This is a genomic window from Ruegeria faecimaris (genome assembly GCF_900182615.1).
GTDB classification, from domain to species: Bacteria; Pseudomonadota; Alphaproteobacteria; order Rhodobacterales; family Rhodobacteraceae; genus Ruegeria; species Ruegeria faecimaris.
Genome location: NZ_FXTE01000001.1, coordinates 632,612 through 643,287, shown reverse-complemented (window position 1 = coordinate 643,287; position 10,676 = coordinate 632,612). Strand labels below are relative to the sequence as shown.

At 55.1% G+C, this 10,676-nt stretch carries 13 protein-coding genes; 5 read left to right on the top strand and 8 right to left on the bottom strand.

The features are described 5' to 3' along the window. Positions 1-41: 41 nt before the first annotated feature. Complete coding sequence (locus FN806_RS03235; protein ID WP_142633957.1) at positions 42-275, bottom strand: sulfurtransferase TusA family protein; 234 nt, start codon at positions 273-275, stop codon at positions 42-44. 105 nt (positions 276-380) lie between these two features. Here FN806_RS03235 and FN806_RS03230 point away from each other — a divergent pair, with 105 nt between their 5' ends. From FN806_RS03230 to FN806_RS03215, 4 genes are all read left to right on the top strand, one after another. Continuing rightward, positions 381-1,133 carry a cytochrome c biogenesis CcdA family protein gene (locus FN806_RS03230; RefSeq protein WP_142633955.1) on the top strand — a complete coding sequence of 251 codons (753 nt, stop codon included), beginning with the start codon at positions 381-383 and terminating at the stop codon, positions 1,131-1,133. 63 nt (positions 1,134-1,196) lie between these two features. Beyond that, a complete protein-coding gene (locus FN806_RS03225; RefSeq protein ID WP_142633953.1) occupies positions 1,197-2,411 on the top strand; it encodes a hypothetical protein in 1,215 nt (404 codons plus the stop codon). Next, positions 2,408-3,757 carry a cytochrome P450 gene (locus FN806_RS03220; protein WP_142633951.1) on the top strand — a complete coding sequence of 450 codons (1,350 nt, stop codon included), beginning with the start codon at positions 2,408-2,410 and terminating at the stop codon, positions 3,755-3,757. The genes FN806_RS03225 and FN806_RS03220 overlap by 4 nt, the downstream gene beginning before the upstream one ends. Positions 3,758-3,830: 73 nt before the next feature. Next, positions 3,831-4,712 carry a fructose bisphosphate aldolase gene (locus tag FN806_RS03215; protein ID WP_142633949.1) on the top strand — a complete coding sequence of 294 codons (882 nt, stop codon included), beginning with the start codon at positions 3,831-3,833 and terminating at the stop codon, positions 4,710-4,712. Positions 4,713-4,718: 6 nt separating this feature from the next. On the opposite strand, the gene FN806_RS03210 is transcribed toward FN806_RS03215, so the two are convergent. The 4 genes from FN806_RS03210 to fumC form a co-directional block, all read right to left on the bottom strand. Continuing rightward, entirely contained in the window at positions 4,719-5,321 is a 603-nt protein-coding gene (locus FN806_RS03210) for a DNA-3-methyladenine glycosylase I (protein WP_142633948.1), read from the bottom strand. A gap of 68 nt (positions 5,322-5,389) precedes the next feature. After that, positions 5,390-5,605 carry a ribbon-helix-helix domain-containing protein gene (locus FN806_RS03205; RefSeq protein ID WP_142633946.1) on the bottom strand — a complete coding sequence of 72 codons (216 nt, stop codon included), beginning with the start codon at positions 5,603-5,605 and terminating at the stop codon, positions 5,390-5,392. Further along, positions 5,602-5,778 (bottom strand): DUF4169 family protein, encoded by a 177-nt coding sequence (locus FN806_RS03200; RefSeq protein WP_142633944.1) that lies wholly within the window; start codon positions 5,776-5,778, stop codon positions 5,602-5,604. Before FN806_RS03200 ends, FN806_RS03205 begins: the two co-directional genes overlap by 4 nt. Then, the gene (gene fumC, locus FN806_RS03195) at positions 5,778-7,172 is read right to left on the bottom strand and encodes a class II fumarate hydratase (RefSeq protein ID WP_142633942.1); all 1,395 of its coding nucleotides are present in this window, start codon (positions 7,170-7,172) and stop codon (positions 5,778-5,780) included. The genes FN806_RS03200 and fumC overlap by 1 nt, the downstream gene beginning before the upstream one ends. 206 nt (positions 7,173-7,378) lie before the next feature. Between fumC and FN806_RS03190 the strand changes: the two genes are divergently transcribed. Next, complete coding sequence (locus tag FN806_RS03190; RefSeq protein ID WP_142633940.1) at positions 7,379-7,942, top strand: hypothetical protein; 564 nt, start codon at positions 7,379-7,381, stop codon at positions 7,940-7,942. Between the two features lie 34 nt (positions 7,943-7,976). On the opposite strand, the gene FN806_RS03185 is transcribed toward FN806_RS03190, so the two are convergent. The 3 genes from FN806_RS03185 to FN806_RS03175 form a co-directional block, all read right to left on the bottom strand. Then, complete coding sequence (locus tag FN806_RS03185; protein ID WP_142633939.1) at positions 7,977-8,435, bottom strand: SspB family protein; 459 nt, start codon at positions 8,433-8,435, stop codon at positions 7,977-7,979. Between the two features lie 76 nt (positions 8,436-8,511). Beyond that, entirely contained in the window at positions 8,512-9,768 is a 1,257-nt protein-coding gene (chrA, locus tag FN806_RS03180; protein WP_142633937.1) for a chromate efflux transporter, read from the bottom strand. Further along, on the bottom strand, positions 9,765-10,568 hold the full coding sequence (locus FN806_RS03175) for a chromate resistance protein ChrB domain-containing protein (RefSeq protein WP_142633935.1): 804 nt from the start codon (positions 10,566-10,568) through the stop codon (positions 9,765-9,767). Before FN806_RS03175 ends, chrA begins: the two co-directional genes overlap by 4 nt. Positions 10,569-10,676 lie beyond the last annotated feature (108 nt).

Genomic DNA, 10,676 nt, shown 5'->3' with positions numbered 1-10,676 from the left:
AAAAGGCGGGCCTCAGAGCCCGCCTTTTTCTTTGATTGGCCTCAAACGGACTTCTGGATGATGTAGACCTGATGCCCGTCAGATTCTTCCTGTGACAGCAAGCGATGTCCACTTTCCATGCAGAAATGTGGAACATCAATGACTGCAGCGGGATCATCCGCCAGCACTTTCAAGACCGCTCCCGCGGGCATTGACTTGAGCCGTTTACGGGCCTTCAGGACGGGCAGAGGGCACAGCAGCCCCAACGCGTCCAGTGTCTCGGTTTGGTTTGACATGTACCTGAGATATTTCCACTTTCAGACGGTGTCCAGCGTGCAACCACGAGGATGTGACCGAATGGCCCCGTGACGCGGGCGACTTCATGACATATGTGCTGAAACATGTTCGGAATTGATATCATTGACGCAGGGCTGTTGCCCGCCATGTTCATCGCATTGCTCGGTGGGTTGATCAGCTTTTTATCGCCCTGCGTGCTGCCGATTGTGCCGCCCTATCTCGCCTATATGAGCGGCGTCACGATCAACGAGATGCAGGATGAGGCCCGTGCACGCAGAAAGGCGACACTTTCGGCGCTGTTCTTTGTTATGGGGCTGTCCACGGTGTTTCTGTTGCTTGGCTTCACAGCCTCTGCGTTTGGGGCGTTCGTGCTGCAGAACCAGGTGCTGTTCGCCAAGATCTCAGGCGCGGTTGTCATCATTTTTGGCCTGCATTTTCTGAACGTCTTCCGCATCCCATTCCTTGACCGCGAGGCCCGGATAGAAGCCGGCGACAGCGGCGGGTCTGTCTTTGGGGCCTATATTCTGGGTCTGGCCTTCGCCTTTGGCTGGACGCCCTGTATCGGCCCGCAACTGGGTGCGATCCTGTCGCTGGCTGCCTCCGAGGCATCCGTCGCACGTGGGACATTGTTGCTGGGCGTCTATGCAGCGGGTCTTGGCATACCTTTCCTGCTCGCCGCGATGTTCCTGAACCGATCCATGTCGGTGATGAACCGAATAAAGCCCCATATGGCACTGATCGAGAGGATCATGGGTGGCCTGTTGCTGTTTGTTGGTATCATGCTGATCACCGGCCTGTTCACTGAGTTCAGTTGGTGGCTGTTGGAAGCCTTCCCGGCGCTGGCAAACTTTGGGTAACCCTCTTATCTGACTTACTTTGGCTGTAATGCTGCGCTAACCTGCGTCGCAGAAGGTAAGACCATGAGCAGTCAGACAAATCAGCCTCGGGTGAAACGGCGTAGGGTATTCTATATTCCCGGATATGACCCGATCCCCCCACGGCGCTATCGCGAGCTCTACCGCAGTGAAAGCGCAAGACAGGCGGCTATTTCAGGGTATGAAATCTCGGTCTCTCCCAAAACCGGAGAGGGCTTGTATGGATGGCACGTCCATTCGGTTCAGGACGGGGCTGAAGTTCACACAGATGTCGAGGTACTGGTCTGGTCCGACATCGTACGCTCCAGCATGTCGAACTCGATTGCGGCCACCTATCTGCAGATGCTGCGTACGGCATGGATCTATATCTCGACCGGCGTGTTATGGCGCCTGATGCGATTGCGCAAAGGTCCGGTGATAGCCGCGCTTTATCCGATCGTGATGCTGATCGCACAGCTTTTGGTCGCAATGGCTGTGGTCATCGGGCTGACAGTTCTGCTAGCGCCGGTCCTGTCTTTGGTGGCGTTGGTTCTGTCTATTGGTGTTGCCTATGTGATGATGCTGTGGTTCCGGAAAATCGACAACAAGCTGTTCGTCTATTATCTGATGCACGATTACGCCTATTCAGCGGCTTCAGGCGGTAAAACACCTCCTGAATTGGCTGGACGCCTATCGGAGTTCTCAAATGCGATTGCCGCAGCTCTTACCGATGAGACGGATGAGGTTCTGATCGTCGGCCACAGTTCCGGCGCTCATCTGGGTGTCACGGTTCTGGCCGATCTGATCCGATCCGGACGGGTTGGCGCAGACGGGCCAGAGCTGTCCTTTCTGACATTGGGGCAGGTGGTTCCCATGGTTTCGTTCCTGCCCAACGCATATGATCTGCGCGCGGACCTGAGGTTTCTTTCGAAACGCGAAGACCTGGCTTGGGTCGACATTTCTGCACCCGGGGACGGCTGCGCATTCGCTCTGTGTGATCCTGTCGCTGTAAGCGGGGTAGCCGATGCCGATCAGCGCTGGCCTTTGGTGTTATCTGCCGCGTTTACGCAAACGCTGTCAGCAGAACGGTGGCGCGCCCTGAGGTGGCGATTTTTCAGACTGCATTTCCAATATCTCTGCGCCTTTGATCACCCGGACAGGTATGACTATTTCCGCGTGACTGCCGGGCCTCTGTCGCTTGGGCATCGGTTCGCCGATCGCAAACCTTCGGGATCCCGGATTGTGCGATCTGTATCCAAGTATGTTTCGGTGCAAGCATGACCCCGCCAAAGCCGACATCGCGGCCAGACAGGGTTTCGCTGTGGCGCTATTTCAGGTTGTTTCGCAAGGACATCCTCTCGGCACAGCCGCAGCGATTGTACCGCGCATGGATGGCCGAGTTTAAGACGCCGTTCTTTCGATCATACCTGACGAACCAACCAGAGCTTGTTGGAACCGTTCTGAAAAAACGCCCAGATGATTTTCCGAAATCAGACCGTATTGGCGAGGGTCTGCGGCCGTTGCTGGGGAATTCGGTCTTTCTGACCAATGGTGAAAACTGGAAACGCCAGCGCCGGGTTATCGACCCGGCGTTTGAGGGCGGGCGCCTGAAAGATACCTATCCGGCCATGGTTCAGGCGGCAGAGGCCTGCGTCGCGCGTCTGCGCGGACAGGCCGGTTCTGTCATCGAGTGCGAAGAGGTCACCAGTCACGTCGCCGCGGATGTGATCTTTCGAACGCTTTTTTCTGTACCGATTGATGACCGCGTTGCGTCTCAGGTTTTTGAGAAATTCCGAACCTATCAAAGAGAGCAACCGCTGTTGAATTTGGCGGCGTTTCTGCCTCTGCCCAAATGGATGCCGCGGCTACATTCCAGAAAAACTCGCAAGACCGCGCGTGAAATCAGGACGCTGATCACCGAAATGACCGCTCAACGCGCGAGGATGATTGAGGCCGGGCAGGCGCCGCATGATCTGGCGACAAAGATCATGACAACGGCTGATCCCAAGACCGGCAAGTGTTTTGACACGCAGGAGATGGTTGATCAGGTGGCGATCTTCTTTCTGGCAGGCCACGAGACCAGCGCTTCTGCGTTGGCTTGGGCATTGTACCTTTTGGCGACCCACCCGGATTGGCAGGACAAGCTGGCGGCCGAGGCGCAAGGGCTGGACCTATCCGATTTTACCTCCGTATCGCTGTTGAATCTCAGCCGCGACGTGTTTCGCGAAACGCTGCGCCTGTACCCTCCGGTCCCGATGATGGTGCGAGAGGCCACATGCCGCGAAAACTTCAGGGGCCGGGCGATTAAACCGGGCTCGCAGATAGTCATCAGCCCATGGCACCTGCATCGGCACGAACGTCTGTGGGCAGACCCCGACGGGTTCGACCCGTCCCGCTGGGCCAAGGGCAATGAGGAAAGTTGTCCCACAGAGGCTTTCATCCCATTCTCGGCCGGGTCGCGCATTTGCATCGGTGCCGGATTTGCAATGGTCGAAGGTCCGCTATTGCTGTCGTCACTACTGCGGAAGTTCAGGTTCGAAATCTCGGACACGCCAGAGCCGGTTCCGGTGGCTCATCTGACCGTCAGATCCAAAGATGGAATTTGGTTGCGCCTGGTTGAGCGCTAACAAACTACCATCGGCATGCTCCATGCTGTATGCGGTTGAAAAACGCGGAATCATTTCGAACGGGAAAGTCATAATGTCCAAAACACAACAGCGCGAGCAGATGTCCAACGGTGCCGGTTTTATTGCTGCACTGGACCAAAGTGGCGGCTCGACCCCCAAGGCGCTGGCGCTTTATGGGGTAGATGCGTCAGAATACGGCTCGGACGCAGAGATGTTCGGCGAAATCCAGAAAATGCGCGCGCGTATCATTCTGGCGGATGGCTTCACGAACGACAAAGTCATCGGCGCGATCCTGTTCGAACGCACGCTCGGCGAAGAGATAAATGGCCGTAAAGTCGCAGATTTTCTTTGGAACGTAAAAGGCATTGTTCCGTTTCTGAAGATCGACAAGGGCCTCGAGGATGAGGCCGATGGCGTTCAGGTCATGAAACCGATCCCCGGTCTGGCCGACACTTTGGCTAAAGCCGAAGGCGTTTTCGGCACTAAGGAACGTTCCGTGATCCATGAGGCCAACGCCAAAGGCATCGCAAACGTTGTAGCTCAGCAGTTCGATGTGGCGCGTGAAGTCGTTGCCGCCGGGTTGGTTCCGATTGTCGAGCCCGAGGTGAACATCAACTCGACCACCAAAGCCGAAGCCGAAGCAATTCTAAAATCGGAAATCTTGCAGAACCTAGATCAGTTGGATGATGGTCAGGATGTCATGCTTAAGCTTACCATCCCCAGCCAGGCTAATCTGTATGACGATCTGGCTGACCACCCCAGAGTTTTGCGGGTCGTAGCCCTGTCCGGCGGATATTCGACCGAACAAGCCTGTGATCTGCTGGCGCAGAATAGCAAGATGATTGCGTCTTTCTCTCGTGCGCTGACCGAAGGACTGTCGAAAAAGCAGTCAGATGCCGAATTCAATACGGCCCTCGGCAGCAATATCGATAAGATTTCTCGCGCCTCTGCCTAAGCTGCGCTATTTCGGTTTAGTGAAATCGCGGCGCATCTGCGCCGCTTTTTCCCGCATAGAACACTCGGTCGCATGATCGTTTACAAGACCCATGGCCTGCATGAATGCAAAAACCGTGGTCGGGCCCACAAACTTCCATCCCCTCTTTTTAAGGTCTTTGGACATGGCAATAGATTCAGCCGAAGTTGAGGCTGTTTGCGGCGCTGGCGGTGAACTGGCCTCATAGCGCCAGACATAAGCTGCAATCGACCCCTCAGCTGCCACCAGCTCCTGGGCACGCCGGGCGTTGTTGATGACTGCTTCGATCTTTCCGCGATGCCTGACAATGCCTGCATCCAGCAAAAGACGGGTGACATCTGCCTCATCAAACTTCGCTATTGCGTTGTAATCAAAATGTTTAAATGCTTTTCGAAAGTTCTCGCGTTTGGAAAGAATGGTGCGCCAGCTGAGGCCGGACTGAAAGCTTTCAAGGCACAGCTTCTCAAACAAACGCTGATCGTCGCTGACCGGATAGCCCCATTCATAGTCGTGATAGTCGAAAAACTCTGGCGCAGACTGACACCATGCACAACGCGGTTGACCGTCTGGGCCGGTAACTGTTTCGCTCATCACTAAGTTCCCTTTTTGTTCTGGTATGAGCATAGGCATTTTCCAGAGGCCAAATCAAGAACGGAAAGTCAGCCGCGATACCAGTTCAGAATATAAACGCGTATTGCCGAAGCCAATCCAACCTCAGGGTCACGGTTAAAATCAATTTCCGCAGCTAAGGCATTGATTGCCATATCTTTATCAGCTGCAATGGCACGAAAGGATTTCCAAAACTCGTCCTCAAGAGATACCGAGGTTCGATGACCTTTAAGCGTCAATGAGCGTTTGATGGGACGTCCACTCATTTGTCGATCTCGTGCCCATCCAAGTCGCGCCGCGACTTTTCCAGATGTTTTTTACTTGCGTCTTTCTCGGCTTTGTTGCGCCCAAATGACACGGCGTTCTGGTCGGCGCGGGCCTTTTTCTCGGCCCGCGCCTTGTCTTTTCTGTACCGGTTCAGATTGACCGGCTTTGCCATCAGTCCTTGGGCCCAATCATTTGTTCGGGGCGCACAACCGCGTCAAAGGTTTCGGCGTCGACAAAGCCAAGCGCGATGGCCTCTTCCTTGAGGGTGGTGCCGTTTTTATGCGCGGTCTTGGCAACAGTCGTTGCGTTGTCGTACCCAATGGTTGGTGCCAGCGCGGTGACCAGCATCAGCGATTCCTTCATCAGCTTTTCGATGCGTGGTTCGTTGGCCTGAATGCCTAGCAACATCCGCTCGGTAAAGCTGTCTGTGGCATCACCAAGCAACTGGATCGACTGCAAAAGATTGTAGGACATCATAGGGTTATAGACGTTCAGTTCGAAATGCCCCTGGCTGCCGGCGAATTTTATGGCGGCATCGTTGCCCATGACATGTGCTGCGACCTGAGTCAGTGCTTCGGCTTGTGTTGGGTTTACCTTGCCTGGCATGATGGACGATCCGGGCTCATTCTCAGGCAGGATCAATTCGCCCAGACCGGAACGCGGTCCAGATCCCAAAAGTCTGATATCATTTGCAATTTTATAGCAGCTGCCAGCAATGGTCGCCAAAGCACCCGATAGGAAAACCATCGCATCATGAGCGGCCAGCGCCTCGAACTTATTCGGAGCGGTAACAAAGGGCAGGCCGGTGATATCTGCCATGTTCGCAGCGACCGCTTCGCTCCACCCGGATTGAGTGTTCAGGCCAGTACCAACAGCAGTTCCGCCCTGGGCAAGCTCGTAAATTCCCGGCATCGCGGCGTTGACCCGTGCGATACCTTGACGAATTTGATGGGCGTAGCCGCCAAATTCCTGACCCAGTGTCAGCGGCGTGGCATCCTGCGTATGGGTCCGGCCGATCTTGATGATGTCTTTGAATTCTTCGGCCTTCTGCTCCAGCCCCGAGGCCAGCTTTTCCAGACCCGGCAGCAGAACGTCCCGAACGCTCATACCTGTGGCGATATGCATGGCCGTCGGGAACGTGTCGTTCGAGGACTGGCCCATGTTGCAATGATCGTTTGGATGAACCGGGTCTTTTGTGCCGATTGTACCACCCAGGATTTCGATAGCCCGGTTCGCAATAACCTCGTTCGAGTTCATGTTCGACTGGGTGCCGGATCCTGTTTGCCAGACGACCAGCGGAAAGTTGTCGTCGAACTTACCTTCAAAAACCTCACCCGCGGCCTGAATCACCGCATCCGCAATCCGCGCGTCCAGTTTCCCTGTCGACTTGTTCTGCATGGCGCAGGCTTTTTTGATCACACCTAAGGCCCGCACGATGGCCACAGGCTGTTTTTCCCATCCAATGGGGAAGTTCATAATCGAACGCTGGGTCTGCGCACCCCAGTATTTGTCTGCGGGAACCTCCAGAGGGCCAAAGCTGTCGGATTCGGTGCGGGTTTGAGACATCGGTCACTCCGTCATGTATACCATTGCATGCCAATTACAGTCAGCAGCGTCGCGGTGCAATCGGCCAGTTGCGCGCACCATAAACTTATGCCTGACAAAGGTATAGGCGCAGAGCTGCGTCATTTTTCTCGTCGCAATCGCCATCACCGCCATTGTACGCGCCGGTGGGTGAGCTACTATAGAGTCAGAGCACGCCGGAGGCCGCAATGCGTCTGAATCACCCGACCACTTGCCTGAATTTCATTATCTATTCCTTTGCCACCGTTCTGTGGGCCTCCTTGGCGGTAAATCCGCTTCATGCGGCAGATATTGAGCCCTTTGTTGGCAGCTACGTTGGGTCTGCCAATGTTGTCGATGCAAACGGGACCGAAACACCTCGTGATATGAGTGTGTCAATCCAGGAATTGAAGAACGGGTTCAATGTTAGTTGGAAGACGACAACTTACAAACTGAATGGCCGCGTCAAGGAACAGGCATTCTCGATTGATTTTCAGACCTCGGACAGATCGGACATCTTTTCCGCGGCCATGAAGCGCAATGTATTCGGCCATGAAGTTCCGCTTGACCCGATGCAGGGGGAACCGTTCGTCTGGGGCCGGATTGAGGGTCAAACTCTAACCGTGTTTTCGTTGTTCATTGCAGAAAATGGCGGCTATGAGCTGCAGCAATATGACAGAACGTTGGCAGAAGGCGGTCTGAACCTGTCATTTTCCCGTTTCCGCAACGGTACCAAATCACGTTCCGTAGAGACGTTCCTGACGAAAGAGTAAGCCCCGCAAACCGCGAGGCTTTCCAGCGCATATACTATTTTCTGAAGCTGTCCAGCGACACGACATCAGCGTCATGCTGTTGCGGTTCTTCTTCGACCTCGATTATCTCATCGTCCATCGGATCAAAGTCATCCTCTTCATCCGGGCTTTCAAAACGCAGGCCAAATTCCACAGAGGGGTCGACGAATGTTTTGATCGAGGCATAGGGGATGTACAAAGGTTCCGGCGCGTCGCCAAAGTTGAGCGTGATGGCAAATCCGCTTTCGCCGACCTCAAGATTTTCGAACCAATGCTGCATCACGACAGTCATCTCTTCCGGATAACGATCATGCAGCCATTCGGCAATTTCCACGCCGTCACACCTGGTATCAAACGTAATGAAAAAGTGGTGCGCACCCGGCAGGCCATTTTCTGAAACGCTGGTCAGAACCGTCTTGATCAACCCGCGCATGGCGGTGTGCATCAGGTTCCCATAGTCGATGTCTTGCGACATGTGTCATCCTCAAAAGTGGCTTCCCTCAGCATAAGGGATTCCTTTGGAAACGAAAGGCCGGTTACACGCTGACTGTTCAGAGAAAAAACAGGCCGGTGCCAGCAGCTAGCATAACCACTAGCGTAAGCGCCATGCCGAATTTAAGTTTAAAAATCAACGCTCCGGCGAAGACAGTCAGCACAGCAGCTTTCACATCCAATGAGGTCAATTCTGGCCAGGGCAGGCTGATTGGTCCAAAGGTTTTGTTTGGCAGGTCTGAAAACAGCACATTCAGGGCAAACCACACGGATAGGTTGAGAATCACCCCAACCACAGCAGAGGTAATACCTTGCAGGGCCGCCGATAACCGGGGCCGCGCAGCGATGTGGTCAAGATAGGGGGCTGTGAGGAATATCCACAGAAAGCAGGGAACGAATGTTGCCCAAAGCGCCACGATACCTGCGGCGATGGCCAGCATCGATCCGCCCGAGATCTGACCGGTCAGCATAGCGACAAATTGTGTTACCAAAATCAAAGGCCCCGGTGTCGTTTCCGCCAGACCAAGCGCGTCGATCATCTGATCTGTGGATATCCAGTTATACTGATCCACAACGGTCTGCGTCATGTAAGCTAGAACAGCGTAGGCTCCGCCAAATGTCACAACTGCGAGGCGGGCAAAGAACCAGCCAAGATCGCTGAGAAGTTTCTGACCAGTAAGACTTAACAGCCACAACGGGCCAAGCCACAGAACCAACCAGATTGACGCGTTCCGCAGCACATCGCTTAGGCGCGGGGTGGGTGTGTCGACCGGACGGGCAGCGACGCCGGTGAAGCTCAGATACCCCCAAAGGGCTGCCGCCGCGATGATCGCGGGGAAGGGGAGGTCGAACAGAAAGATTGCCAGAAACGCGAGGCCCGAGATCGCACGATGTGAGACGTCCGACAGCGCTTTGCGGGACAGGTTTCGCAGGGCCTGTAGCACGATGATGATCACCGTAGCTTTCACGCCCAGAAACGCGGCCTGCACCAGAGGAAGCGCGCCATAGGCCGCGTATAGTGCCACCAATGCTGAGATAATGATCGCACCGGGCAGAACAAACAGGCTGCCTGCGATCATACCGCCCGAGACGCCGCGCAGACGCCAGCCGGAATAAGTTGCAAGCTGCATCGCCTCGGGGCCGGGCAGCAACATGCACAGCGACAGAGCCCGAAGATAGGTTTCTTCGTCCAGCCAGGGACGCCTTTCGACGAGTTCCTGATGCATCAATGATATCTGGGCTGCCGGGCCGCCGAAGGACAGCAATCCAATGCGGCCGAACACGCGGATGAGTTCAGGATATGTTGGTGTGCTCATTTCTCGACTGCCGGCCAATCATGTTTCTCGTCAAACCCGTCGCGGGCCCAGAGATACAAGGCATCGTACAGATGCATCCCGGCCTCGATTGCCTGATGGTCGTCTTTATATTGGCGCGATAGCCCCACCGAGACCGCAAGAAGCCCGGCTGCTTCGGGCGCCAGATCATGCCTGTTCGTATCCGCGGCCCGGACAACTGTCGCAAGCCTGTTCATTGCGGGTGTAGCAAGCTGGAAATCTTTTACCAAAGCATCAAATGTGCAGTTATCCCCACGATGGCTCCAGCGGACGCCCTCAACATCGAACGGGGTGGCGTTAAAGACTTCGGATACCTTTGCCACTTCGGATGGGGCAACAAACAGAAAACGTGCGTTGGGGTCGATGAACCGGCGGATCAACCAGGGGCAGGCGATGCGGTCAATCTTAGGTCGATGGCGCGTTACCCAGAGTGAAGGAGACGCTGGTATATCTGCAAATGGGATGCGCGGTGCATCGGGCGTCTCGCGCCAAGCATACATGCCGCCTTCCAGATACTCAGCAGCTACGCCTTCACTCCTTAGCCAGGAAACGACGGCCTGGCTCAGCTTTTTGCCCTTTTGGCAAATGATGATGCAGGGGCGGTTAGCGATGAGCCCCTTCACCCCATCCAGATCCTTCGCCGGATGACGAACCGAGCCCGGTATCAGATAGGGATCCTGTTCAAAATCGGTGTCAGTGCAGATGTCCACTAGAACAGGCGCCCGGGACGTTCCGATCAGACGTAACAGTTGTTTCGGTGTGATAGCATTAGGCGCAGGCATAGCATGTCTCCTGTGATCGACGGATACATGCGAAACTTGGGCTGTCGCCTCACGGGGCGTTCGCAATCTTACCCCATAGGCTTTGCTAACGCGACAAGCCAGTCGGGG